Genomic DNA, 24502 nt, shown 5'->3' with positions numbered 1-24502 from the left:
CAATACATCCACTATCAGGCGCGCTTGGCGCGACGTTCAGCAATAAATGCTACCAGGAAGAGAGCGCCAATCAGGTCAAAGAAGCCCATGGCGATAAAGAGCGGGTTAAAGCCGATTTTGTCGGCGGTCACACCGATTAACAGCGAGAACAGGAAGCTGGCGATCCACGCCGCCGAGCCGCGCATGCCGTTGACTGTCGCCATCTGGCCTTTGTCGAACGACTCAACGACCAGGGCGCTCAGCATGCAGGAGATGATCTGGTGCCCGAAGCCGCCGATGGAGATCAGCACGATGGTGATATACGGGTCGCGGGTAATGGCCACGATGGCCAGCGAGATCATCAGGAACGCGCCCGTCACGGAGCTGGCGACGACAGAGTTCACGCGGGAGCAGCCGAACAGGCGGGTGTACAGACGCGTCAGGTAACCGCTCGCCACGCTGCCGAGGTCAGCGGCGAGGAACGGCAGCCAGGCAAACATCGCAATCTGCTTCAGATCCATGCCGTGCTCTTTGGCAAGGTACAGCGGCACCCAGAAGCTCAGCACCGCCCAGGCCGGTTCCGCCATAAAGGCCGGGATGGCGATACCGTAGAAGCGTTTGTTCTTCGAGACGGTTTTCAGCGCGGTCAGGAAGGGCAGTTTGACGGCAGGCGGTTCGTTATCCTGCTTGATAAACGCCAGCTCGTCCTTGCTCAGGTTCGGGTGCTGCTCCGGGTTATGGTAGAACGCCCACCACAGGATCACCCACAGCAGCGCCAGCACGCCGGTAAACATGAACGCCCCCTGCCAGCCGAACGAGGCGTGAGCGAAGTAAATAATAGGCGGAGCCAGCATCGCGCCGATAGAGAAGCCCACGCCCGCCCAGCCGGCAGCAACGGGACGCTCTGATTTCGGGAACCATTCACCGATGGTTTTGGCGTTCGCCGGGGTAGCGGCGGCTTCGGAAGCTCCCATAAAGAAGCGCAGAATCGCCAGGTGCAGCCAGCTTCCGGCGCCCGCGTGGAAAATACACATTAGCGCCCAGATCCCGGCGCAGACCATGAAGCCAATTTTCAGGCCGATCACGTCAATCAGCCAGCCGCACAGGGGCTGGAAAATGGTGTAGGCAATCTGGAACGCACCGACGATCCAGGAGTATTGCTCGGTGGTGATCCCAAGGCTCTCTTTCAGTTCCGGGGCGAGGATCCCGAGCGAGTTTCGGGTGATGTAGTTAACGGTGACGCCAAGTAAGAACAGCACCAGCACGTACCAGCGCAGGTTCTTGATGACGCGACGGGTTTTGCTTGTCGCAACGGTGTTATTGATGTCCTGACTCATTTTACTCTCCACAAGACGGACGGTAAGGGGACGGAGGTTCAGGTGTCACACAGATTTTTATGCCTTTGATTTCTATCCGTTTAAACTGCTTAAGTTGGTATACAACTAGTATGGAAGTTGTGTGACAGGTTCACCTTAAGGGAGAAAATGAGCGGGCAATAGTCTATTTTGTGCAAAATTTCTCATAACTGACGTAAACACTCTGGCAAGATGGTATTGATATCAGTTATTGCCTGACAAACACGCTATGAAAATTTTTTCATTTCGCAAATGGAGCCAGATCACAAAATGGACAAAAGGCTAAAAATCACCGAAATCGCTGCCCGCACGCAGCTCTCGATCAGCACCGTGTCACGCGTGCTGGCGGGGAAAGCGAATACCAGTGAAAAAGCGCGCGCAAAGGTGCTGGCGTGCGCGCGGGAGCTGGGCGTGATGGAGGGCATGGCGGCGGGACGGTTGCTGCTCAATAGCCTGGTGGTTTTTGCTCCTCAGCGCGCCTTCGACGAGCGGTCCGACATCTTTTACTACCGCGTGATCCAGAGCGTGAGTAAAGGCCTGGCATCCCACGATGTGCGCCTGCGCTACTGCGCGCTGGAAGAGAACGACAGCGACGCCCAGCTGTTTCTGGCGCGGATGAACGAGTCGGACACCCAGGCCGCCATTCTTCTCGGTATTGACGACCCGCATATCCACGATCTGGCGGTGGACGTGGGTAAGCCCTGCATGCTGATTAACTGCCGCGACCGGCACATGCGTCTGCCTGCCGTTGCGCCGGATCACCGCGCCATTGGCGAGCGGGCGGCGGAATACCTGTTCGAGATGGGACACCGTGAGGTGATGAACGTGCTGTGCCTGCGTCGCTACACCATGGAGCTGCGCCTGTCAGGGATCCGCGACGCGTGGCAGTCTCACAACCTGGCGTTCAACGACAGGCGCGATCTGCTGGTGGTGCCGAGCTTCAGCGCGCGCGAAACGGAACAGTTGGTCAGCAGTTGGCTCAGCGAAATGCAGGGCAAGGATTTGCCAACCGCGTTCCTGGTCGGCGGCGATTTTATGGCGGCGGGGACCATCAGCGCATTACAAAACCACGGATTGCGCGTGCCGCAGGACGTGTCGGTGATGAGCATTGACGGGTTTAACCTGGCGGCGATTCAGGACGTTCCATTAACGGCCGTGCATGTTCCCCGCGACGAGCTGGGAACGGAAGCGGTACACATGCTCCAGCAGCGGCTCATGCGCCCGGACGCGCCGGTGGGGACGTTACTGCTTAACGGCACGCTGACCGTGCGAGAATCGGTACGGCGGATACGTCAGGGAAAACGACGCACCGCCGTTGAGCGGGAAGGGCTGTATGACAGTTAGACCATGCCCAGCGCGCGCTTGCCATGGATGTTGAGATCGTTCACGGTAAATCGGTCCTGCCAGCTCTTTTCATAATCTTCGCGTGGGAAATCCCCCGGCGATGCGCCGGTCTCCAGCGCTTCCTTGACCTTCTTCGCGTAGGCGAGGTTTTTCTCGCACATCGGTGCGGCGGGGATATACATCACGTTGCCCCAGCCCTGCTGATTGTCCACCGGCGCGACGGAGTGGATCACATCGCAGTGCCACCACACCGAATCGCCCGCTTCGAGCGCCGGAATGCTGGTCAGCGCCTCGATGAGCAGCGGGTGCCACTTCTCGGATATCGGCAGCACGCGCCCCGGCGCCACGCCGCACAGCTCGTCTTCCGGCACGTCGTCCAGCAGCGGACGCAGCAGAATGTACGCCATCGCTTCCGGGATCGGCACCACGTGCAGTAGCCCCTGGCCAGGGATCATGTCCGACAGCGCGGTCCAGCCCTGGAATGTGCGGAACACCGAGCATTTGGTGGTGTTATCGACGGTATACTCTTCCACTTCGGTACGGTGCGCGGCGTTCCACGGATCGTACTTGTCGACATTGCCGTCAAACACGCGGGCAAAGACCTGCTGGTAAGCCGGCAGCAGCCAGCGCTCCAGCGCACCGGAGTCGGTATGCGCGCCGAGCCCTTTCGAGGTGGTTCCCGGCGGACGGCGGCGGATACGATCCGGATAAATCACGCTCACGTCCGGGTCAAACCACTGCTTGCCGTTGCTCTCGAACGTCCATAAACGGTTCAGGAACGACTGTACCTGCGCCATCTCTTCGCTCTGGCGCGCCTGCATTTGCGCCTGCGACCAGTAGATCGGGTAAATCTCCGGACGGGAAGCGGTCAGGGTGCCAAAGAAGTTATCGCCTGGCCCTTTGTACACCTCGTCAAACTTGTTCAGATCGAGGTAGTCGAGCATCGACTGATCCCACGCCAGCGCCTGCTCGCGCGGGAAGTGACCTTTAATCACCGCGCAGCCGCGGCGTTTAACGGCGTCGCGCTGCGCGTCGGTAATCGTGCCGTTTTTTACATCGGCAAACGGGATCACCGGCCAGACGGATTCACCTTTATTTTTAAGCGCGTTAATTTCCGCCACGCGGGTGGCAATGCTATCGCTGAGCTTGTTGAACACCGCCTGCACGTCGCCGATCTGCGCGCGTAACTCACGTTTCAACTGACGGATTGCCGCTTTGTGATCCGCCGGCAAGGTTTCACTGGTAAAGGTCATAACTGCCTCGCATCTTTCATTCGAAAGTAAAAGTGTCTACAAGTGATACTTTAAGTTAAAAATAAGTTAATGCAAGTTTAAAAACTTGACGTGCGCCACAGGACGGAAAAAGAGTGAGAGGCCGGAGCCAGGCTCCGGCGAAGAAAGGATCAGGCGTCGAACGGGGAATGGTTGTCGAGCACGGCCTGAATGACGTTCAGCGCGCCCTGATGGTTGTTGTCGTCAGTGCTGTAGCGGCTGATTTCTTTGATGCTTTCCGCCGCGTTGCCCATTGCAAAGGAATATTTCACCAGCTTCAGCATCTCGGCATCGTTGCCGCTGTCGCCAATGGCCGCGCACTCCTGCGGGGAGATTTTCCAGCGCTTCAGCAGACGGCTGATGCCGTTAGCTTTGTGCAGCCCGGGGATAATCAAATCCACAAAGCCAAAGCCGCTGGTGACCGGCTTCATGATGCCGTCCAGCGAGACGTGCAGCTTATCCACCAGATTGGGGATATCGCTGTCCGGCAGGTTCAGGGAGAACTTAAACAGCACGTCGTCAATGTCGCGGTAATCGCTGATGCGCTTTAAGCGGTGGTAATGCTTTGACATCAGCGCCACGAACGCGTCCGGGGCTTTATCGCTGACGTATGCGCTCTCCAGCCCGCAGGCCACGAAGTTCAGCCCTTTATCTTTCAGCAGTTCGCCAATCACGATCTGCGATTCATGGCGGGTCAGCTCGCCGTGAAAAATCTGCTCCCCGCGATCGAACACCAGCGCGCCGTTTTCCGCCACGAAGGAGATCTGCTCTTTCAGTTCCGGAAAGAAGGAGATGAGCTGGTAATACTGGTTGCCGCTGGCGACAACGAATTCAATGTCGCGGGCTTTAAGCTGTTCAAACTGTGCCTGGAAGCGGTCACGATCGTACTGCTTGGCATCATCAAGAAAAGTTCCGTCCATATCGGTGACGATAACTTTAACGGTCATACTGTGCTCCTGGGTCACTGCGTTTTGAAACATTCTAATAACAAGGTGACGGGGAGCACAAATTTAATTTCGAATGAAAGTCAGAAAACCGGGTGGCGGCTTCGCCTTACCCGGCCTACGTGGAGACTCTGTAGGCCCGGTAAGCGCAGCGCCACCGGGCGTTTTTTTACAGCGTATGCTCAGTACGGGCGATAATATCGTCCTGCGCATCCGGCGACAGGGCGGTGAAGAACGCCGAGTAACCTGCGACGCGCACCACCAGGTCACGATACTGGTCAGGGTGTTTCTTCGCCTCCAGCAGCGTGTCGCGCGAGACGATGTTGTACTGAATATGCCAGCCCTTATGCACCTCGAAGAAGGTGCGCAGCAGCACCATCAGCTTCTGGCGATCGCTGTCGTTTTCCAGCGTTGACGGGTTCAGCTTCTGGTTCAGCAGCACGCCGCCGAGAATCGCCTCGGTAGGGAGTTTACCCACGGAACCGATGACCGCCGTTGGACCCAGGTGGTCGGTACCGGAAGCCGGGCTTGCCCCTTCCGCCAGCGGCGTGTGCGCCTTACGTCCGTCCGGTGTCGCCATCGTCGCCGCGCCAAACGGCACGTTCGCGGAAATCGAGGAGGTGCCCGCGTAGTAGTTACCGCCAATCGGGCCGCGGCCGTAGCGCGGGTTGTGGTATTGCTTCAGCTCTTCAATATAGGTCTGATAGGCGCGGGTCAGCAGCATATCCACGCTGTCGTCGTCGTTACCGTACTTAGGCGCGCCATTGATCAGGCGCTGACGCAGCTGCTCGTGGGTCAGCCCGTCGAAGTCATCCGCCAGCGCCGCCGCCAGCTGCTGTTGGCCGATGACGCCCTGTTCGAACACCAGCTTCTTCACCGCCGCCAGGCTGTTGCCGAGGTTGGCGATCCCCACCTGCAGGCCGGAGACCCAGTCATACTTCGCGCCGCCCTGCTTGATGCTTTTCGCGCGCTCGATGCAGTCGTCCACCAGCGCCGAGCAGAGAATATCGTGGACGTTCTCCTCGAGCATGGTGTCCACCACGTACTCAATTTCGATGGATTTGCGGGTGTAGTAGCGGATCTGGCTATCCCAGGCCGCCATCACCTCGTCGAAATTGTCGAAGTTACCGGCAGAGAGCGCTTTCTCCTGTGGCAGGAATACCTTGCCGCTGGTGGCATCGCGGCCACCTTCCAGCGCGGCCAGCATCACGCGGGCAAAGTTGATAAAGCTCATGCCGGTGCAGCGATAGCCCCACTTGCCGCCCACCGCGGTTTCGATACAGCCAATCGCCGCGTAGTCGTAGGCGTCTTCTCGTTCAACGCCGAGCTTGATGAATTCCGGGATCACGATTTCGTCGTTGTTAAAGGCAGGCATCCCGAAGCCGCAGCGGATCACCTGCACGCAGGCGTCGAGGAAGTCGTTGCTCATACCCGCGTGATAACGCACGCTCAGGTTCGGCTGGGTGGAGCGCAGACGGCCGCAGGATTCCAGAATCGCGTAGGAGAGCGGGTTCACCGCGTCCATCGGCTCACCGTTGACCATCTTCTGGCCGCCGATGGTGACGTTCTGGTACAGCGGGCTGCCGGCGGAGGCTTTGGAGTGCGAACCGGAGCGGATCTTATTCACTTCAAGCAATTTCAGCCAGCAGCTGTGCAGCAGCTCGATGGCGTGTTCGCGATCCAGGCTCTGGTTCAGCTCCACGTCGCGGCGGTAGTACGGATAGAGATACTGGTCCATACGCGCGAAGGAGACGGAGTGGCCGTTGGACTCAATCTGCAGGATCAACTGAATGAAGTAGCACAGCTGCAGCGCCTGCCAGAAGGTTTTTGGCGGCTCGTGAGCAATCACGTCGCAGTTTTCTGCCATCGCCAGCAGCTCGTGTCGGCGGCTTTCGCGGGTTTCGGTGGAGGCCATCTCGCGCGCCAGATCGGCGAAGCGTTTGATGTGCAGGCTCACCGCTTCCAGCACGATATCAATTGCCTTCAGGAACTGATCGCCGTGCAGGTCTTCCAGCACCGTCAGGTTGATGCGCGAGCGGCGCTCGGCCACTTTGGCGCGCAGGCCGTCGAGACCTTTCTCCAGCACCAGGGGGAAGTTCACCGCCAGGTGCGCGTCGCCGGAGGTCATGTTACCTTCGGCTTTGATGATGCCGGTTTCCAGCAGGCCTTTCTGCTCGTCGGTGAACATGCCGTAGCAGCGGTCCTGCACCGTCTGGCCGCGCCACCACGGGCAGATCTCATGCAGCACGCGCTTGTTCTCTTCGCTCACCGCAAAGCCCGCGCCCGGGCGGTCCGCCAGGTCGTCAATCTCTTTCTCAATCCAGGAAACGGTGTATTCCGGGAAGATCGGCGCGGCGCGCACTTCGCTGGCCTGGTTACCGATAATCAGCTCGTCGTGTTTGATCCAGATGGTACGCTCGGCCAGGTGATGCGCCAGCGCCAGGGCGCGACGGACCGGGATCGGCTTGTCCATGTGCTGCTGATACATTTCGGTGTAATGCTGGGCGCGCTCGGTACAGACCGGCGGCTTAACGATATGCACCAGCGCCGTTTTGTGGGCCTTAATGCGCTCGCTGAGGGTATTGAGATTCAGGGTTGTCATAAGTTTATCCTCGTAAGGTCGCGGTTAACCCTTTCTGGCAGGCGTACTGCTGCGCGAAGTCCAGCAGGGCAGGGTTATCCAGCGGTTTGTCAGGGGCAGAGTAGGGTTGGCCGAGCAGGGTGTATTTATTCATGCCCAGCGTGTGATACGGCAGAAAATGAATATCGTCGACGCCGAGCTCATCGGCAGCGAAGTTGGTAATGGCGGTGATGGACGCTTCATCGGCGTTAAAGCCCTGGATCAGCGGCACGCGGATGGTGATCTTTTTCCCGGCGGCGGCCAGGCGTTTCAGGTTGTCCAGGATGCGCTTAGCCGAACCGTCCGTCCACTGCTTGAACAGGTCACCGTCGACGTGCTTCAGGTCGGCGAGGAACAGATCGACGTACGGTAATGACGGCTCGATATAGTGCCACGGCACGTGAAGGCAGGTTTCGACGGCGGTGTGGATCCCCTGGTCATGGCTGGCTTTAAACAGGGCCTGCGCCAGCTCGGGGTTCATAAACGGTTCGCCGCCGGAGAGGGTGATCCCGCCGCCGCTGCGGTCGTAGAAGGGTTTGTCGCGCAGTACGGTCGCCATGATCTCCTCGACCTGCCGTTCTTCACCGCAGACGGTCAGCGCCTGCGTCGGGCAGCAGTCGGTCAGGGCATTAAGCGTCTCTTCACTTAATTTCTCACGATGAATGACCATCCCGTTCAGCGCACGTTCGATACAGCCCGGTGCCGCCTGCTGACACAGGTCGCAGCCGTCCAGGCACAGACGCGCATCAAACAGCACGTCCCGACTGCGGGAGCGGCTTTCCGGGTTCTGGCACCAGCGACAGCCCAGCGAGCAGCCTTTCAGGAACACCACGGTACGGATACCGGGGCCATCGTGGGTAGAGTAACGCTGAATATTGAAGATCATGTTTTCGCCTCTCATCTTGCATACGAAGATTAAATTACTTTCGAATGAAAGTTATCTTGATGCAGGTCAACTCTTGAGCAGGTTTTGTCGTGATAGGGTAAGTGCAGGCTAATTTTGAGGGTGACATCATGGAACTTTATCTCGACACATCTGACGTTGCGGCAGTCAAAAAGCTGGCGCGTATCTTCCCGCTGGCGGGCGTGACTACCAACCCAAGCATCGTTGCGGCCGGTAAAACGCCGCTCGACGAACTGCTGCCCGCGCTGTACGACGCGCTGGGGGGTAAAGGCCGTCTGTTCGCGCAGGTGATGGCGACCACCGCCGAAGGGATGGTGGAGGACGCGCGTAAGCTGCGCGCCATCATTAACGATCTGGTGGTGAAAGTGCCGGTGACCGCAGAAGGGCTGGCGGCGCTCAAGATGCTGAAAGCGGAAGGGATCCCGACGCTGGGTACGGCGGTATACGGTGCCGCGCAGGGGATGCTGTCCGCGCTGGCGGGGGCGGAGTATGTGGCGCCTTACGTTAACCGCGTGGACGCGCAGGGCGGGGACGGGATCCAGACCGTGGTGGAATTACAGCAGCTGCTGACGCTGCATGCCCCGCAGTCAAAAGTGCTGGCCGCGAGCTTTAAAACCCCGCGTCAGGCGCTGGACTGCCTGCTGGCTGGGTGCGAGTCCATCACGCTGCCGCTGGACGTGGCGCAGCAGTTTATTACCTCTCCGGCTGTGGATGCGGCGATTGTGAAGTTTGAGCAGGACTGGCAGGGGGCGTTTGGACGGACGTCTATCTGACGCGGTTGCCGGGTGGCGCTAACGCTTACCCGGCCTACGATTTTCTCCCTCTCCCTGTGGGAGAGGGTCGGGGTGAGGGCATCAGGCCGCAGCAGGGTTTACCCTCCGCAAACCTCACACCCCGGGTTACGCATCAGTTTCATCTCGCGGAACTGGCAGGTCATCGCGTCGTACATCACGATTTTCCCCGCTGCAGGCGTGCCGTAATTCGCCAGCACCTTGATCGCTTCCATTGCCTGCAATGAACCAATCACGCCGACGAGTGGCGCCATCACGCCCGCCTCAACGCAGGTCAGCGCATTCTCGCCAAACAGACGGCTCAGGCAGCGGTAGCAGGGTTCACCCTCGGCGTACGTGAAGACGCTGATTTGCCCCTCCATGCGGATCGCCGCGCCGGAGACCAGCGGGGTTTTGTGAGCAAAACAGCCCGCGTTGAGCTGGTTGCGGATGGCGACGTTATCGGTGCAGTCCAGCACCAGGTCGTGCCGGGCAATCTGCGCGGAGAGCGCGTCGTCATCCTGCATTGCGTCAATCAGCGTGAACTGAACGTGGGGGTTGATGCGCGCCAGCGCAGCCCTGGCGGATTCCACTTTCGGCTGGCCCACCGTCGCATCGCTGTGCAGCGTCTGGCGCTGCAGGTTGGACACCGACACGGTATCGAAATCCAGCAGCGTCATGCTTCCCACGCCCGCCGCGGCAAGGTACTGCGCGGCGGCGCAGCCCAGCCCGCCCAGCCCGACGACCAGCACGCTGGCCGCCTTGAGCGCTTCCTGACCCTCGAAGTCAAACCCGCGCAGCACAATCTGGCGGTTGTAGCGCATCATCTCCTGGTCGCTCAGCTCCACCGTCATGTCAGCCTCCGAACAGGTGGTTAAAGCGCTCGACCTCAACCCATTCGCCAGCTTCCACGTTGCCGCGCTCGCGCTCCAGCACGATGAAGCAGTTGCCCAGACTGAAGGAACTGAAAATGTGCGAGCCCTGATGTCCGGTAGTGCGTACTTCAAGCTCGCCGTCCGCACCGCGGGTCAGAATGCCGCGCTGGAAATCGAGACGGCCCGGTGATTTTTTCAACCGCGTGGCGGCACGCACGCGCACGCGTTCCGGCAGCGGGCTGGCCTTGTTGCCGGAAAGCATCGCCAGCAGCGGGATCGCCAGCTGGTAGAAGGTGAGTGCCGCCGAGACCGGGTTACCCGGCAGGCCGCAGAACCAGCTGTGTGAAAGCTTGCCAAACGCGAACGGCTTGCCCGGCTTGATCGCCAGCTTCCAGAAGGCGATTTCACCCAGCTCTTCAAGAAGGGTTTTGGTGTAATCCGCTTCGCCAACGGAGACGCCGCCGGAGCTGATGACCACGTCGGCGGATTTATCCGCCTCGATAAACGCCGCGCGCAGTTTTTCCGGATCGTCTGGAATGATGCCGAGGTTAATCACCTCGCAGCCCAGCTGCTCCAGCATCAGGTGTACCGCCAGGCGGTTGGTGTCGTAAATCTGGCCGTCCTGCAGCGGCTGGCCCGGAAGCTGCAGCTCGTCGCCGGTGGAGAAAACGGCGACGCGCACTTTACGGATTACGTCGATTTCAGCAACGCCGAGCGACGCCAGCACCGGCAGCTCCGCCACCGTCAGCTTTTGCCCGGCGGCAAAGACCGTCGCGCCGAGGGTAATGTCTTCGCCCGTGCGACGGATGTTCTGGCCCGCTTTGACGCTCGCGGTAAAACGCACGCCGTCGTCGGTCTGTTCGGTCTCTTCCTGCATCACCACGGCGTCGCAGCCTGGCGGAACCGGTGCGCCAGTCATGATGCGCACGCAGGTGCCCGCAGGCCATTCGCCGCTAAACGGCTGACCCGCAAAGGCTTTACCCGCCACCGGCAGGGCGTTACCCGTCTGGAGATCCGCCAGGCGTACCGCGTAACCGTCCATCGCGGAGTTATCAAACCCCGGCACGTTAAGCGGAGAGACGATATCGCGCGCGGCAATACGGCCAAAACAGCGCACGAGGGGCAGCGTCTCAACGTCATGCAGCGGGGAAACTCGGTCAAGCATCTGCGTGAGTGCCGTCTCAAGCGGCATCAGTCCGGCGGTAAAATCCATGGTGGGCTCCTGCGGAGTAACAACGAAAGCGTCCATTATGGCAGAAAAGTGCGGCTAACTGTATGACCGAAGGGTGCACGCTTTACATCACTGTTACGTCTTTCTATATTCAAAAATCATCTGAAGTTTCGTCGACGATAATGATATTTATAGAAAAAGCCGCAAAACAGGCTAACGGGTGATGCGAATGGTTAAGGCGGTAATCGCAATTCATGGCGGGGCCGGGGCAATCACCCGTGCACAGCTCACTTCTGAGCAGGAAAAACGCTACATCGACGCGCTGTACGCCATTGTCGAAACGGGCCAGAAAATGCTGGAAGCGGGCGAGAGCGCGCTGGATGTGGTCACTGAGGCGGTGCGTCTGCTGGAAGAGTGCCCGTTATTTAATGCGGGGATCGGTTCGGTCTTTACCCGGGATGAAACGCACGAGCTGGATGCCTGCGTCATGGACGGTATCACCCTGAAAGCGGGGGCCGTGGCAGGCGTCAGCCACCTGCGTAACCCGGTGCTGGCCGCGCGTCTGGTGATGGAAGAGAGCCCGCACGTGCTGCTGACGGGCGCGGGGGCGGAGAGGTTTGCCTTCGAACACGGAATGGAGCCGGTCTCGCCTGACCTGTTTTCCACGGAAGCCCGCTATCAGCAGCTGCTGGACGCTCGTTCGGCGGGCATGACGCAGCTTGACCATACTGCGCCGCTGGATGAGCGCAGCAAAATGGGCACGGTGGGCGCGGTGGCGCTGGATAAAGCCGGCAACCTCGCGGCGGCAACCTCCACGGGCGGGATGACCAACAAGCTGCCCGGACGCGTGGGTGATAGTCCGCTGCCCGGCGCGGGTTGCTATGCCAATAACGCGACGGCGGCGGTGTCATGTACCGGCACCGGGGAAGTCTTTATCCGCGCTCTCGCGGCCTATGACATTACTGCGCTGATGGATTACGGCGGCTTAAGCCTGAGCGAGGCCTGCGAGCGCGTGGTGATGGAAAAATTACCTGCCCTGGGCGGCATCGGCGGCCTCATTGCGGTGGATCGTGAGGGCAACGTGGCCCTGCCGTTCAACAGTGAAGGCATGTACCGCGCCTGGGGCTATGCCGGCGATGAGCCGAGCACGGGGATTTATCGTGAATAAGGGGGCAGCGCGTGCCGCACAGTGAAGAGCTGGACAACCGCGAAGTGCTGGCTGTCCATCAGCTGAATATTGCGTTTCAGGAAGAGCGGCAGTTCATCCCCGCAGTACAGAATTTATCGTTCACGCTCAGGCGCGGCGAGACGCTGGCGATTGTTGGCGAGTCCGGTTCCGGGAAATCGGTCACCGCGCTGGCGCTGATGCGCCTGCTGGAACAGACGGGCGGTCAAATCAGCAGCGAGAAAATGCTGCTGCGCCGCCGTAACCGCCAGGTCATTGATTTAAACGAGCTGAGCGGCGCGCAGATGCAGGGCGTGCGCGGGGCGGATATTGCGATGATCTTCCAGGAGCCGATGACCTCCCTGAACCCGGTGTTCCCGGTGGGGGAACAAATTGCCGAGTCCATTCGCCTGCATCAGGGGCTGAGCGGCGATGAGGCGCTCAGGGAAGCGAGACGCATGCTGGAGCTGGTACGCATTCCGGAGGCGCAGGCCATTCTGGGCCGCTACCCGCATCAGCTTTCCGGCGGCATGCGCCAGCGGGTGATGATCGCCATGGCGCTCTCGTGCCGTCCCGCGGTGCTGATTGCCGATGAGCCGACGACGGCGCTGGACGTGACGATTCAGGCGCAGATCCTGCAGCTCATCAACGTGCTGCAGCAGGAGATGGAGATGGGGGTGATCTTTATCACCCACGATATGGGCGTGGTCGCCGATATCGCCGATCGCGTACTGGTGATGCACAAGGGCAGCGCGGTCGAAACCGGCACGGTTGAGCAGATTTTTCACGCGCCCGCGCATCCCTACACCAAAGCGCTGCTGGCGGCGGTCCCGCGTCTTGGGGCGATGAACGGCAGCGATCTGCCGCGTCGTTTTCCGCTGATTTCCCTGGCGGCGTCTGAGCCGCAGGAGGAGGAACGCGAGCAGGACACCGTGGTGCCGGGCAAGCCCATTCTGGAAGTGCGCAATCTGGTCACCCGGTTTCCGCTGCGCAGCGGCGTACTGAACCGGGTGAAGCGCGAAGTGCACGCGGTGGAAAACGTCAGCTTCGATCTGTGGCCGGGCGAAACGCTGGCGCTGGTGGGGGAGTCCGGCTGCGGTAAATCCACGACCGGGCGCGCGTTGCTCCGTCTGGTGGCATCCCAGGAGGGCAGCATTACCTTTAACGGCGAGCGCATTGATACCCTTCCGGACAGCAGGCTGCAGGCGGTGCGGCGGGATATTCAGTTTATTTTCCAGGATCCGTATGCCTCCCTCGATCCGCGCCATACGGTGGGGTATTCGATCATGGAGCCGCTGCGGGTGCATAACCTGCTCGACGGCGAGGCTGCGCAGCGTCGCGTCGCCTGGCTGCTGGAGCGCGTTGGCCTGAAGCCGGAACACGCCTGGCGTTATCCGCACGAGTTTTCCGGCGGGCAGCGGCAGCGTATCTGCATCGCCCGTGCGCTGGCGCTGAACCCGAAAGTGGTGATTGCGGATGAGTCCGTCTCGGCGCTGGATGTCTCTATCCGGGCGCAAATCATCAATCTGCTGCTGGATTTACAGCGGGATATGGGGATCGCCTTCCTGTTTATCTCGCACGACATGGCGGTGGTTGAGCGCATCAGCCATCGCGTGGCGGTGATGTTTATGGGGCAAATTGTGGAAATCGGTCCGCGAAGAGCGGTGTTCGAGAACCCACAGCACCCGTATACCCGCAAGCTCATCGCGGCGGTCCCGGTCGCCGACCCGGCGCATCGTCACGGCCAGCGCGTGCTGCTGCAGGATGAAATGCCGAGCAATATTCGTAAACGCGGCGAGGCCGTGGAGCGCGTGGCGTTGCGTGAGGTCGGGCCGGGTCATTTCGTGGCTCCCCCGCGTCAGGACAATGCTTTTTCGCGGTTATAACTTTCAACAGGCAGGAGAACATAATGGTTACATTTGTAGCGCGTAGATGGTTGTTAGCCGCGAGCGTGACGGCAGCCCTGGCCGCTGCCCCCGCGTTCGCTGCCAAAGATGTGGTGGTCGCTGTCGGCTCTAACTTCACGACGTTGGATCCGTATGACGCTAACGACACGCTCTCCCAGGCGGTGGCGAAATCGTTCTACCAGGGCCTGTTTGGCCTGGATAAAGAGATGAAGCTTAAAAACGTGCTGGCGGAGGGGTACACCGTTTCGGATGACGGGCTGGTGTACACCATTAAGCTCAAAACCGGGGTGAAGTTCCAGGACGGCACCGACTTTAATGCAGACGCGGTGAAGGTTAACCTCGATCGCGCCAGCAATCCTGAAAACAGCCTCAAGCGTTATAACCTCTATAAGAACATCGCCAAAACCGAGGTAGTTGACCCGACGACGGTAAAAATCACCCTGAAAGAGCCGTTCTCCGCGTTTATCAATATTCTGGCGCATCCGGCGACGGCGATGATATCCCCTGCCGCGCTGAAGAAATACGGCAAGGAGATCGGCTTCCACCCGGTCGGCACCGGCCCGTATGAGCTGGTCACCTGGAATCAGACTGATTTTGTAAAGGTGAAGAAATACGCGGGATACTGGCAGAAAGGGCTGCCGAAGCTGGACACCATCACCTGGCGTCCGGTAGTGGATAACAACACCCGTGCGGCGATGCTGCAAACCGGCGAGGCGCAGTTTGCCTTCCCTGTTCCGTATGAGCAGGCCGCCATTCTGGAGAAAAACAGCAAGCTGGAGCTGGTCGCCAGCCCGTCGATCATGCAGCGCTACATCAGCATGAACGTCACGCAAAAGCCGTTCGATAATCCGAAGGTGCGCGAAGCCATTAACTACGCCATTAACCGTCAGGCGCTGGTGAAAGTCGCTTTTGCGGGCTATGCCACCCCGGCCACCGGCGTGCTGCCGCCAGCTATCGCGTATGCGCAAAGCTATCAGCCGTGGCCGTACGATCCGGCTAAAGCACGCGAGCTGCTGAAAGAGGCGGGCTTCCCGAACGGGTTCAGCACCACGCTGTGGTCGTCGCATAATCACAGTACCGCCCAGAAGGTGCTGCAGTTCACCCAGCAGCAGCTGGCGCAGGTGGGTATCAAGGCGCAGGTGACCGCCATGGATGCCGGACAGCGTGCGGCCGAGGTTGAGGGGAAAGGGCAGAAAGAGAGCGGCGTGCGGATGTTCTACACCGGCTGGTCGGCCTCGACCGGTGAAGCCGACTGGGCGCTGTCGCCGCTGTTTGCCTCGCAGAACTGGCCACCAACCCTGTTCAATACCGCGTTCTACAGCAACCCGCAGGTGGACAAAGACCTTTCTGACGCGCTGAAAACCACCAAACCGGAGGAGAAAGCACGCCTCTACAAGGACGCGCAGGACATCATCTGGAAAGAGTCGCCGTGGGTGCCGCTGGTGGTGGAAAAACTCGTGTCAGCCCATAACAAAGCGTTGACCGGGTTCTACATCATGCCGGATACGGGCTTTAGCTTTGACGATGCGGATTTAAAATAACGCCCATGCTGAACTATGTTTGTAAACGCCTGCTGGGGCTTATCCCGACGCTGCTGATTGTGGCAGTGCTGGTGTTTTTGTTTGTCCATATGCTGCCGGGGGATCCGGCGCGTCTGGTTGCCGGGCCCGAAGCGGATGCCACGGTCATTGAGCTGGTGCGTAAACAGCTGGGTCTTGACCAGCCGCTTTATATGCAGTTTCTGCACTATATTGGCAACGTTCTGCAGGGTGACTTTGGCATCTCGATGGTCTCGCGTCGTCCGGTGTCGGAGGAGATCGCCACCCGCTTTATGCCCACGTTCTGGTTAACGATAGCCAGCATGAGCTGGGCCGTGGTGTTCGGACTTGGCGCCGGGATTGTGGCGTCCGTCTGGCGTAACCGCTGGCCGGACAAGCTCGGCATGGCGCTGGCGGTGACCGGCATCTCCTTCCCGGCGTTCGCGCTGGGGATGCTGCTGATGCAGATCTTCTCCGTTGAGCTGGGCTGGCTGCCCACCGTCGGGGCCGATACCTGGAAGCATTACATTCTGCCCTCGATGACGCTGGGGGCTGCCGTGTCGGCGGTGATGGCCCGCTTTACCCGCGCCTCGTTCGTTGACGTGCTGAGCGAAGATTATATTCGCACCGCGCGGGCGAAAGGGGTCAGCGAGAAGTGGGTCATCCTCAAGCACGGGTTCCGCAATGCGATGATCCCGGTCGTGACGATGATGGGGCTTCAGTTTGGCTTCCTGCTGGGCGGCTCTATCGTGGTGGAAAAGGTCTTCAACTGGCCGGGGCTGGGACGTCTGCTGGTCGATTCCGTCGAGATGCGCGACTACCCGGTGATCCAGGCGGAAGTGCTGCTTTTCTCGCTGGAGTTTATTCTTATCAACTTAGTGGTGGACGTGCTTTACGCCGCCATTAACCCGGCCATCAGGTATAAGTAAGATGCGATTGTTGAACTGGCGACGTCAGGCTGTTTTAAACGCCATGCCGGGGCTAAAACCGGACCACATCCGCACCCCGTGGTCTGAATTCTGGCGGCGTTTCCGCCGCCAGCCGGTCGCGATGACCGCGGGGCTGTTCGTGCTGCTGCTGATTGTGGTGGCGATCGTGGCGCCGTGGGTGGCGCCGTTTGATGCGGAAAATTATTTTGACTACGACCGCCTGAACGACGGGCCCTCGATGCTCCACTGGTTCGGCGTGGATTCCCTCGGGCGGGATATCTTTAGCCGGGTACTGGTAGGGGCGCAGATCTCGCTCGCCGCCGGGGTGTTCGCGGTGCTGATCGGCGCGGCCATCGGGATCGTGCTGGGGCTGGTTGCCGGGTATTATGAAGGCTGGTGGGACCGCATCATCATGCGCATCTGCGACGTGCTGTTTGCCTTCCCCGGCATTCTGCTGGCGATTGCCGTGGTGGCGATCATGGGCAGCGGCATGGCCAACGTCATCATCGCGGTCGCGGTGTTTTCGATTCCGGCCTTTGCCCGCCTGGTGCGCGGCAACACGCTGGTGTTAAAACAGCAGACCTTTATCGAGTCGGCCCGCAGTATGGGGGCCAGCGATGCGACCATCCTCTTCAGCCATATTCTGCCGGGGACGGTGTCGTCCATCGTGGTCTATTTCACCATGCGTATCGGCGTGTCGATTATCTCGGCGGCCAGCCTGTCGTTTCTGGGGCTAGGGGCACAGCCTCCGACGCCGGAGTGGGGCGCGATGCTGAACGAGGCGAGGGCCGATATGGTGATTGCGCCGCACGTGGCGATTTTCCCGAGCCTGGCGATTTTCCTGACCGTGCTGGCGTTTAACCTGTTAGGTGATGGGCTGCGCGACGCGCTGGATCCGAGGATAAAGGGGTAGTGCAGTGAAATGTGCCGGGTGGCGGCTACGCCTTACCCGGCCTACAAAAGCGGAGTGGGGCGATTAAACCCGGCTACCCCACAGGTCATACTCGTCGGCGTTTTCAACCTTCACGCGAATAATATCACCCGGCTTAACGTTGGTTTCGCCATTCAGGTACACCGCACCGTCGATTTCAGGGGCGTCCGCCATGCTGCGGCCAATCGCGCCTTCTTCGTCCACTTCGTCGATGATAACCATGATTTCGCGGCCCACTTTCTCCTGCAGACGCTCGGCAGAGATCTGCTGCTGCAGCTGCATGAAGCGGTTCCAGCGCTCCTCTTTCACCTCTTCCGGCACCTGGTCCGCCAGCTCGTTGGCGGTTGCGCCTTCCACCGGGCTGTACTTGAAGCAGCCTACGCGGTCCAGACGCGCTTCTTTCAGGAAGTCGAGCAGCATCTGGAAGTCTTCTTCGGTTTCACCCGGGAAGCCGACGATAAAGGTGGAGCGCAGGGTCAGGTCCGGGCAGATCTCACGCCACTGCTTGATGCGTGCCAGCTGGCGGTCAACGGAGCCAGGGCGCTTCATCAGCTTCAGGATACGCGGGCTCGCGTGCTGCAGCGGGATGTCCAGGTAAGGCAGAATCTTGCCTTCCGCCATCAGCGGGATGACGTCGTCAACGTGCGGGTATGGGTAAACGTAGTGCAGACGCGTCCAGATACCGAGTTTAGACAGCTGCTCGCACAGGCCGACCATGCTGGTTTTCACCGGCTCGCCGTTGTGGAAACCGGAGCGGTGCTTAACGTCCACGCCATAAGCTGAAGTGTCCTGGGAGATGACCAGCAGCTCCTTCACGCCCGCGTCAGCCAAGCGCTTAGCTTCTGCCAGCACTTCGCCGATTGGACGGCTCACCAGATCGCCACGCATGGACGGGATGATGCAGAAGGTACAGCGATGGTTACAGCCTTCGGAAATCTTCAGGTATGCGTAGTGGCGCGGCGTCAGCTTCACGCCCTGTTCCGGCACCAGGCTCAGGAACGGGTTGTGTTTGGGTTTTGGCACGTAGTGATGAACATGTTGCAGCACCTGCTCGTAGCTGTGCGGGCCGGTGATCTCCAGCACCTTCGGGTGCACTTCGCGGATCTGGTCTTCTTTCGCGCCCAGACAGCCGGTCACGATCACTTTGCCGTTTTCGGTCAGCGCTTCACCGATGGCTTCCAGTGACTCCTGGACCGCGCTGTCGATAAACCCGCAGGTGTTAACAATCACCATATCGGCGTTGTCGTAGCTTGGCACCACGTCATAGCCCTCGGTGCGCAGTTCGGTCAGGATGCGTTCTGAATCCACCAGGTTTTTCGGGCAGCCCAGGGAGACGAAGCCGATTTTCGGCTGGTGCGTAACATTGCTCATAGGTTAAAAATTCATCAATTATGGAGTTATCAGGGCGGGATTTTACAGCGTATCGCGGGGGATTTATACACTCTTTGCAAGGCGGATGCGTCGGGCCGAGGTTGTAACATTGTAAATAATGTTAATCAGTTAATAAAAATTGATCCCAGGCATTAAACTGTACAAAAAATGTACTTATCCTGACTATGCACCATGGCTGACAGAGGAGGAAAGAGCATGACCGTTGACAGACTAAAACGCGATCTGCTGAACAAGCTGATCAACGCCCGAATCGACCTGGCCGCGTACCTGCAGTTGAGGAAGGCAAAAGGGTATATGTCAGTCAGCGAAAGCGAACATCTGCGTGATAACCTGTTTGAACTGTGTAATTTCATGCGTGAAAAAGCACCGACCCTGAAGGCGAACGGCGGCGAAAGTGAAGAGATCGCGCTGCGCCGTGCCGCCGAAGTGCTCTCCATTGCAGGGGTGTGTCTGATGAACGGACGCCACGACTGCCCGAACTTTATCGCCGTAAACGCGGAGAAGCTTGAAAACTGCCTGACAACGCTCTCTCTATGCATCATGTCTCTGAACGAGCACAAACAGCTCGAACAGCACTGATCCCGGGGGAGGCAACTCCCCCTTCTGCTTAAGCTTTTGTAAAAGTGATAACGCGCCCGGACGCAGTGGCTAATCTTTATGCCATATGCCGATAAAGGAGCGCGTTATGCCTCGATCCTCGCTGATTTCCCTGCCTGCGTTATTTATTTCGTTTTCACTTCTTGCTGCGCCAGAGGCAGTGAAGGTCGAGGTGCTGCAAAACAGACTCGATCACCCCTGGTCCCTGGCGTTCCTGCCGGATAATGACGGGCTGTTGGTGACCCTGAAGGGCGGTCAGCTCAAACGCTGGCAGACCGGAAAAGGGCTCTCCGATCCGATTGTCGGCGTACCGAAGGTCTGGGCAAACGGTCAGGGAGGATTGCTGGATGTGGTATTGGCGCCGGATTTTGAGAAGTCGCGCCGCGTCTGGCTGAGCTACGCCGAGGCCGGGCATGACGGCAAAGCCGGAACGGCGGTGGGCTATGGCCGCCTGAGCGACGACTATTCCCGCATCGAGGGATTCCAGGTGGCGTTCCGCCAGATGCCGAAACTCTCAACCGGTAACCATTTTGGCGGGCGGCTGGTGTTCGACGGCAAAGGCTCTCTCTTTATTGGACTCGGCGAGAACAATCAGCGTCCGACGGCGCAGGATCTGGATAAATTGCAGGGCAAAGTGGTGCGCCTCACCGAAGACGGGAAAGTCCCGTCGGATAACCCCTTTGTGAACACCCCCGGTGCGCGACCCGAAATCTGGTCTTACGGCATTCGCAACCCGCAGGGGATGGCGATGAACCCTTGGAGCGACACGCTGTGGCTGAACGAGCATGGCCCGCGCGGCGGGGATGAGATCAACATTCCGGAGAAAGGTAAGAACTACGGCTGGCCGCTGGCCACGCACGGCATTAACTACAGCGGCCTGAAAATCCCGGAAGCCAAAGGCGAGCATGTTGAGGGCACCGAGAAGCCGCTGTTCGTCTGGAAAGTCTCACCCGCGGTGAGCGGCATGGCGTTTTACAACAGTGACGTCTTCCCGCAGTGGAAAAACAAGCTGTTTATCGGCGCGCTGAAGGAGAAGGACGTGATCGTGCTGAGCGTGGAGGGAAACAAGGTGACGGAGGACGGGCGCATTCTGGGCGACCGGGACCAGCGTATTCGCGACGTGCGGGTGGGGCCGGATGGGTATCTGTATGTCCTGACCGACGAGACGGACGGGCAACTGTTGAAAGTCAGCCCGTCCGGCGCGTAATCAGGTGACCTGGATCATCACGACGTTACGATACGCAGGGCGATCGCTCAGCTGTTTAAGCCAGCGCTCAAGGTGAGGGCGTGGCGTCCACTTCAGACCCATATTGGTCAGGTTCCAGACGAAGGGTGCCACGGCGATATCGCCTGTGCCGAACGCCTCGCCGGAGAACCAGGCGTGCTTCGCCAGCTCGTCATCCATCATCGCAAACAGATTTTCGCAGGCATCCTGCGCGGCGTGAATCGCGGGATAGTCGCGTTCAGCTTCCGGCGTGCGGATAAGCCCCATCAGGATCACGCGGTGGGTCGGGGACAGCGTCTGGTTTGCCCAGTCCATCCACTTTTCGCCCTGGGCGCGCCGGGCCGGGTTTTCAACCCACAGGCGGCCCTGACCGTACTGGGCGGCGAGGTAACGGACAATGGTGTTGGACTCCCAAAGCGTCGCGTCTGTTTCATCATCGCGCAGCAGCGGCACCAGGCCGTTCGGGTTCATGGCCAGATAGTCGGCCTCTTTGTTCACGCCGAACGCCATGCCAGCCATGATTTGTTTGAACGGTAAATCCAGCTCTTCCAGCGTCCAGAGCACTTTCTTAACGTTGGTCGAATTATTCCTGCCCCACAGCGTAATCATATTTACTCCCGATGAGATGTGAATCCGAGTCAGCCTTTCGCCATGGTGAGATAAACCTAACAATTACGCAACAGAAGACAAAAAAATCGTCTTAATCAAAGCGTATCTGAATGTTATTGCATAAACTTTAATAACTTTACCCTCGTTGGGTTTCTTTAACGGTTTTAGTGCGCTATTACTCATCGCTTCTTGCGACACGGTGATGTGACGTAATTTTTGAATGGACACTCGGGTGGCATTTATGACGCGTAAAATGACTTCTCTGCGCAGCCTGGCGGCAGGCTCTGCGCTTCTTTTCCTGTTTGCACCAACGCTCTACGCAGCTGAACAGGCTGCGCCCGAAGCGCCGCCAGTTGATGCGCGCGCCTGGATCCTGATGGACTACGCCAGCGGTAAAGTGCTGGCGGAAGGAAATGCGGATGAGAAACTCGATCCGGCAAGCCTGACCAAAATCATGACCAGCTATGTGGTGGGCCAGGCGCTGAAAGCGGGCAAGATCAAGCTGGACGATATGGTGACCATCGGGAAGGACGCGTGGGCGACCGGCAACCCGGCGCTGCGGGGTTCTTCCGTGATGTTCCTGAAGCCTGGCGATCAGGTTTCCGTTTCCGATCTGAATAAAGGGGTGATTATTCAGTCGGGAAATGATGCGTGTATCGCGCTGGCCGATTACGTTGCCGGCAGCCAGGATTCTTTCATTGGTTTGATGAATGGCTACGCGCAAAAGCTGGGCCTGACCAATACAACCTTTAAAACCGTTCACGGTCTGGATGCGCCGGGTCAGTTCAGCACCGCACGCGACATGGCGCTGCTGGGGAAAGCGCTGATCCACGACGTGCCGGATGAATACGCCATCCACAAAGAGAAAGAGTTTACCTTCAACAAAATTCGCCAGCCGAACCGCAACCGCCTGCTGTGGAGCAGCAACGTCAACGTGGACGGGATGAAAACCGGCACCACGGCGGGGGCAGGCTACAACCTGGTGGCTTCCGCGACCCAGGGCGACATGCGCCTGATTTCGGTGGTGCTAGGCACCAAAACCGACCGCATTCGCTTTAACGAATCCGAAAAACTGCTGACCTGGGGCTTCCGCTTCTATGAAACCGTGACGCCGATTAAGCCGGATGCCACGTTCGTCAGCCAGCGCGTCTGGTTTGGTGACAAGAGCGAAGTGAACCTGGGCGCGGGTGAGGCGGGCTCGGTGACCATTCCACGCGGCCAGCTGAAAAACCTGAAGGCCAGCTACACCCTGACTGACCCGCAGCTTACGGCTCCGCTGAAAAAGGGCCAGGTGGTCGGGACGATTGATTTCCAGCTTAACGGTAAGTCGATTGAACAGCGTCCGCTGATTGTGATGGAAGCGGTGGAAGAGGGCGGCTTCTTCAGCAGGATGTGGGATTTCGTGATGATGAAATTCCACGGGTGGTTTGGCAGCTGGTTTAGCTAGGTTTTTTTGCCGGGTGGCGGCTTCGCCTTACCCGGCCTACGTTCGAGCCGTTGTAGGCCGGGTAAGGCGAAGCCGCCACCCGGCATAACCTCAATACATCAACTTCACCTGCTGCGCCTTCGCGTGGGCCACAATCTCGTCGTCCGGGCGGCAATCGCTGACGATGGCATCGAACTGCGCCAGCTCGCCCATTCTTGCCGAACGTACCTTACCAAACTTGCTGTGATCGACCACCAGCACATGATACTGTGCGGCGCTTAACGCCCAGTGCTTTACCGGCAGCTCTTCCAGATTAAAGCAGGTCGCGCCCTGGCGCACATTAACGCCGGCGGCGGAATAAAACGCGATATCCGGGCAGAGATTACTGAGCGTGTCCTGCAGGTTGAGTGGCTTAAAGATCGCGTTGCTGGCGTGAAACTCACCGCCGCAGAGGATCACCCGGCACTCGGGTTTCTCCTGAAGCGCCAGAAAGGTGTTCAGGGAATAGCACACGGCAGTGAAAGGGATGCTGCTGTCGATGGCTTCGATAATCCACGGCGTGGTGGTACCGCAGTCAAAAAACAGCGTCTGGTGCGGCTGTACCAGTGAGGCCGCAAGCCGCGCGGCTTTGCGTTTCTCCTCCACCAGGCGTGTCTTCTGGTCGCTGATCAGATAATGGCTGGCGCTGCGTGGCTCAAGCACAATGTATCCGCCCAGCAGCACGACGGGCGCGCTCTCGCTGTTCAGATCCCGACGAATGGTCATCTCTGAGACGCCGAGGAGGTTGGCGGCTTCCTTAAGATGCAGCTTATCGCTGCGCTTCAGCGCCTGAAGCAGCTGAGCAATGCGGTCATCGCGACGTGTTTCCATAGTTCCTCGGGATAAAAAAGTGAACCCCCGCAGGGCGGGGGTTCAAGTGTAACCTGTCAGGTCGGGGTTAGTCACGTATCCAGCCTTTGCGGATCGGGATAGCGAAAATGGCGCGATAGAGGGTAGAGAGCCCGCTATAGAGCGCCTCACCGATAAGGCTCCACAGGATAGCCGCGCTCACGCAGCCAATCAGCCCCACCAGGAAGCCACCCACCATATCCAGCGGCCAGTGGACGCCCAGATAAACGCGAGACCAGGCGATGGCCACCGCGACCACCATCAGCACCGCACCTGACCACAGGCGATGCCAAAACAGGAAGGCCAGCGCAAAGGTGAAGATCACCGTCCCGTGATCGCTCGGGAAAGAGTCATCTGGCGCATGGTGCAGGAAGGTATAGCCCACGTGATCGACAAACGGACGATCGTGCGGGAATGCGTGGCCCAGAATGTAGCTCACCAGAACGCTCACGCCCAGCGCCATCGCCACTTTGATCACCAGCTGGCGCTGCGCTTTCACCTGGCTACGAGGTCCCCACAGCCAGAGGATGGCGGCCAGCGCGGGCACGATGCTGATCAGATCTTTTGCCAGAAAGGTGGCAAAGTCGATCATCCACTCGGGCGAGGCCGGGGTGGCATTGATCAGATAGAACAGCTGATAATTCAGATTCTCTAGCATAGCG

At 59.3% G+C, this 24502-nt stretch carries 21 protein-coding genes; 10 read left to right on the top strand and 11 right to left on the bottom strand.

Translation table 11 applies throughout. From position 1 onward, the window contains the following. Positions 1-14: 14 nt before the first annotated feature. Positions 15-1316: an MFS transporter gene (locus ACMGGE_RS10000; RefSeq protein WP_045909413.1), complete on the bottom strand. Its 1302-nt coding sequence runs from the start codon at positions 1314-1316 to the stop codon at positions 15-17. A gap of 288 nt (positions 1317-1604) precedes the next feature. Here ACMGGE_RS10000 and ACMGGE_RS09995 point away from each other — a divergent pair, with 288 nt between their 5' ends. Beyond that, positions 1605-2678 (top strand): LacI family DNA-binding transcriptional regulator, encoded by a 1074-nt coding sequence (locus tag ACMGGE_RS09995; protein WP_167212313.1) that lies wholly within the window; start codon positions 1605-1607, stop codon positions 2676-2678. On the opposite strand, the gene ACMGGE_RS09990 is transcribed toward ACMGGE_RS09995, so the two are convergent. The 4 genes from ACMGGE_RS09990 to ACMGGE_RS09975 all read right to left on the bottom strand — a co-directional run bounded on the left by ACMGGE_RS09990 (position 2675) and on the right by ACMGGE_RS09975 (position 8399). Further along, a complete protein-coding gene (locus tag ACMGGE_RS09990) occupies positions 2675-3931 on the bottom strand; it encodes a DUF1479 domain-containing protein (protein WP_262801940.1) in 1257 nt (418 codons plus the stop codon). The genes ACMGGE_RS09995 and ACMGGE_RS09990 overlap by 4 nt on opposite strands. Positions 3932-4080: 149 nt before the next feature. Continuing rightward, positions 4081-4896, bottom strand: a complete 816-nt coding sequence (locus ACMGGE_RS09985) for a Cof-type HAD-IIB family hydrolase (RefSeq protein WP_343665654.1) — start codon at positions 4894-4896, stop codon at positions 4081-4083. 166 nt (positions 4897-5062) lie between these two features. Further along, positions 5063-7495: a formate C-acetyltransferase/glycerol dehydratase family glycyl radical enzyme gene (locus tag ACMGGE_RS09980; protein ID WP_343665655.1), complete on the bottom strand. Its 2433-nt coding sequence runs from the start codon at positions 7493-7495 to the stop codon at positions 5063-5065. 4 nt (positions 7496-7499) lie between these two features. Further along, entirely contained in the window at positions 7500-8399 is a 900-nt protein-coding gene (locus ACMGGE_RS09975; protein WP_248221044.1) for a glycyl-radical enzyme activating protein, read from the bottom strand. Positions 8400-8527: 128 nt separating this feature from the next. Between ACMGGE_RS09975 and fsa the strand changes: the two genes are divergently transcribed. Then, positions 8528-9190: a fructose-6-phosphate aldolase gene (gene fsa, locus ACMGGE_RS09970; protein ID WP_420293716.1), complete on the top strand. Its 663-nt coding sequence runs from the start codon at positions 8528-8530 to the stop codon at positions 9188-9190. 98 nt (positions 9191-9288) lie between these two features. On the opposite strand, the gene moeB is transcribed toward fsa, so the two are convergent. Both moeB and moeA read right to left on the bottom strand, forming a co-directional pair. Further along, positions 9289-10041: a molybdopterin-synthase adenylyltransferase MoeB gene (moeB, locus tag ACMGGE_RS09965; protein ID WP_420293715.1), complete on the bottom strand. Its 753-nt coding sequence runs from the start codon at positions 10039-10041 to the stop codon at positions 9289-9291. Position 10042: 1 nt separating this feature from the next. Further along, a complete protein-coding gene (moeA, locus tag ACMGGE_RS09960) occupies positions 10043-11275 on the bottom strand; it encodes a molybdopterin molybdotransferase MoeA (RefSeq protein WP_420293714.1) in 1233 nt (410 codons plus the stop codon). Positions 11276-11462: 187 nt separating this feature from the next. On the opposite strand from moeA, the gene iaaA reads away from it, so the two are divergent. From iaaA to gsiD, 5 genes are read left to right on the top strand one after another with little or no spacing between them, the layout of a single operon-like run. Beyond that, positions 11463-12401 (top strand): beta-aspartyl-peptidase, encoded by a 939-nt coding sequence (gene iaaA / locus ACMGGE_RS09955; RefSeq protein ID WP_048027619.1) that lies wholly within the window; start codon positions 11463-11465, stop codon positions 12399-12401. An 11-nt stretch (positions 12402-12412) separates the two neighbouring features. Continuing rightward, entirely contained in the window at positions 12413-14284 is a 1872-nt protein-coding gene (gene gsiA, locus ACMGGE_RS09950) for a glutathione ABC transporter ATP-binding protein GsiA (RefSeq protein WP_048027063.1), read from the top strand. A 23-nt stretch (positions 14285-14307) separates the two neighbouring features. Further along, on the top strand, positions 14308-15846 hold the full coding sequence (gsiB, locus tag ACMGGE_RS09945; protein WP_420293713.1) for a glutathione ABC transporter substrate-binding protein GsiB: 1539 nt from the start codon (positions 14308-14310) through the stop codon (positions 15844-15846). A 5-nt stretch (positions 15847-15851) separates the two neighbouring features. Beyond that, positions 15852-16772 (top strand): glutathione ABC transporter permease GsiC, encoded by a 921-nt coding sequence (gsiC, locus tag ACMGGE_RS09940; protein ID WP_008501201.1) that lies wholly within the window; start codon positions 15852-15854, stop codon positions 16770-16772. Position 16773: 1 nt separating this feature from the next. Beyond that, the gene (gene gsiD, locus ACMGGE_RS09935) at positions 16774-17685 is read left to right on the top strand and encodes a glutathione ABC transporter permease GsiD (protein ID WP_021240948.1); all 912 of its coding nucleotides are present in this window, start codon (positions 16774-16776) and stop codon (positions 17683-17685) included. A 63-nt stretch (positions 17686-17748) separates the two neighbouring features. Here the strand turns inward: gsiD and rimO are convergent, their stop codons facing one another. Next, complete coding sequence (gene rimO, locus ACMGGE_RS09930; RefSeq protein ID WP_008501203.1) at positions 17749-19074, bottom strand: 30S ribosomal protein S12 methylthiotransferase RimO; 1326 nt, start codon at positions 19072-19074, stop codon at positions 17749-17751. Positions 19075-19290: 216 nt separating this feature from the next. On the opposite strand from rimO, the gene bssR reads away from it, so the two are divergent. Beyond that, positions 19291-19674, top strand: a complete 384-nt coding sequence (gene bssR / locus ACMGGE_RS09925; RefSeq protein ID WP_420293712.1) for a biofilm formation regulator BssR — start codon at positions 19291-19293, stop codon at positions 19672-19674. A gap of 106 nt (positions 19675-19780) precedes the next feature. Then, the gene (locus ACMGGE_RS09920; RefSeq protein WP_048222190.1) at positions 19781-20899 is read left to right on the top strand and encodes a PQQ-dependent sugar dehydrogenase; all 1119 of its coding nucleotides are present in this window, start codon (positions 19781-19783) and stop codon (positions 20897-20899) included. On the opposite strand, the gene ACMGGE_RS09915 is transcribed toward ACMGGE_RS09920, so the two are convergent. Then, positions 20900-21526 carry a glutathione S-transferase family protein gene (locus tag ACMGGE_RS09915; protein ID WP_420293711.1) on the bottom strand — a complete coding sequence of 209 codons (627 nt, stop codon included), beginning with the start codon at positions 21524-21526 and terminating at the stop codon, positions 20900-20902. A 241-nt stretch (positions 21527-21767) separates the two neighbouring features. Between ACMGGE_RS09915 and dacC the strand changes: the two genes are divergently transcribed. Further along, positions 21768-22973: a serine-type D-Ala-D-Ala carboxypeptidase gene (gene dacC, locus ACMGGE_RS09910; RefSeq protein WP_008501207.1), complete on the top strand. Its 1206-nt coding sequence runs from the start codon at positions 21768-21770 to the stop codon at positions 22971-22973. A 90-nt stretch (positions 22974-23063) separates the two neighbouring features. Here dacC and deoR read toward each other — a convergent pair whose 3' ends face one another. Beyond that, the gene (gene deoR, locus ACMGGE_RS09905) at positions 23064-23822 is read right to left on the bottom strand and encodes a DNA-binding transcriptional repressor DeoR (RefSeq protein WP_008503427.1); all 759 of its coding nucleotides are present in this window, start codon (positions 23820-23822) and stop codon (positions 23064-23066) included. Positions 23823-23889: 67 nt separating this feature from the next. After that, on the bottom strand, positions 23890-24498 hold the full coding sequence (ybjG, locus tag ACMGGE_RS09900) for an undecaprenyl-diphosphate phosphatase (RefSeq protein ID WP_045908451.1): 609 nt from the start codon (positions 24496-24498) through the stop codon (positions 23890-23892). Positions 24499-24502: the final 4 nt, after the last annotated feature.

It is taken from the genome of Enterobacter sp. BNK-22, assembly GCF_048684805.1.
GTDB classification, from domain to species: Bacteria; Pseudomonadota; Gammaproteobacteria; order Enterobacterales; family Enterobacteriaceae; genus Enterobacter; species Enterobacter quasiroggenkampii.
The sequence above is the reverse complement of the archived record's forward strand: the minus strand, read 5'-3'. Positions and strand labels throughout refer to the sequence as shown.

Bases quoted from the DNA above. Each gene is read 5' to 3' on its own strand.
- ACMGGE_RS10000 (WP_045909413.1), bottom strand. From the start codon at position 1,316: ATGAGTCAGGACATCAATAACACCGTTGCGACAAGCAAAACCCGTCGC.
- ACMGGE_RS09995 (WP_167212313.1), top strand. From the start codon at position 1,605: ATGGACAAAAGGCTAAAAATCACCGAAATCGCTGCCCGCACGCAGCTC.
- ACMGGE_RS09990 (WP_262801940.1), bottom strand. From the start codon at position 3,931: ATGACCTTTACCAGTGAAACCTTGCCGGCGGATCACAAAGCGGCAATC.
- ACMGGE_RS09985 (WP_343665654.1), bottom strand. From the start codon at position 4,896: ATGACCGTTAAAGTTATCGTCACCGATATGGACGGAACTTTTCTTGAT.
- ACMGGE_RS09980 (WP_343665655.1), bottom strand. From the start codon at position 7,495: ATGACAACCCTGAATCTCAATACCCTCAGCGAGCGCATTAAGGCCCAC.
- ACMGGE_RS09975 (WP_248221044.1), bottom strand. From the start codon at position 8,399: ATGATCTTCAATATTCAGCGTTACTCTACCCACGATGGCCCCGGTATC.
- fsa (WP_420293716.1), top strand. From the start codon at position 8,528: ATGGAACTTTATCTCGACACATCTGACGTTGCGGCAGTCAAAAAGCTG.
- moeB (WP_420293715.1), bottom strand. From the start codon at position 10,041: ATGACGGTGGAGCTGAGCGACCAGGAGATGATGCGCTACAACCGCCAG.
- moeA (WP_420293714.1), bottom strand. From the start codon at position 11,275: ATGGATTTTACCGCCGGACTGATGCCGCTTGAGACGGCACTCACGCAG.
- iaaA (WP_048027619.1), top strand. From the start codon at position 11,463: ATGGTTAAGGCGGTAATCGCAATTCATGGCGGGGCCGGGGCAATCACC.
- gsiB (WP_420293713.1), top strand. From the start codon at position 14,308: ATGGTTACATTTGTAGCGCGTAGATGGTTGTTAGCCGCGAGCGTGACG.
- gsiC (WP_008501201.1), top strand. From the start codon at position 15,852: ATGCTGAACTATGTTTGTAAACGCCTGCTGGGGCTTATCCCGACGCTG.
- gsiD (WP_021240948.1), top strand. From the start codon at position 16,774: ATGCGATTGTTGAACTGGCGACGTCAGGCTGTTTTAAACGCCATGCCG.
- rimO (WP_008501203.1), bottom strand. From the start codon at position 19,074: ATGAGCAATGTTACGCACCAGCCGAAAATCGGCTTCGTCTCCCTGGGC.
- bssR (WP_420293712.1), top strand. From the start codon at position 19,291: ATGACCGTTGACAGACTAAAACGCGATCTGCTGAACAAGCTGATCAAC.
- ACMGGE_RS09920 (WP_048222190.1), top strand. From the start codon at position 19,781: ATGCCTCGATCCTCGCTGATTTCCCTGCCTGCGTTATTTATTTCGTTT.
- ACMGGE_RS09915 (WP_420293711.1), bottom strand. From the start codon at position 21,526: ATGATTACGCTGTGGGGCAGGAATAATTCGACCAACGTTAAGAAAGTG.
- dacC (WP_008501207.1), top strand. From the start codon at position 21,768: ATGACGCGTAAAATGACTTCTCTGCGCAGCCTGGCGGCAGGCTCTGCG.
- deoR (WP_008503427.1), bottom strand. From the start codon at position 23,822: ATGGAAACACGTCGCGATGACCGCATTGCTCAGCTGCTTCAGGCGCTG.
- ybjG (WP_045908451.1), bottom strand. From the start codon at position 24,498: ATGCTAGAGAATCTGAATTATCAGCTGTTCTATCTGATCAATGCCACC.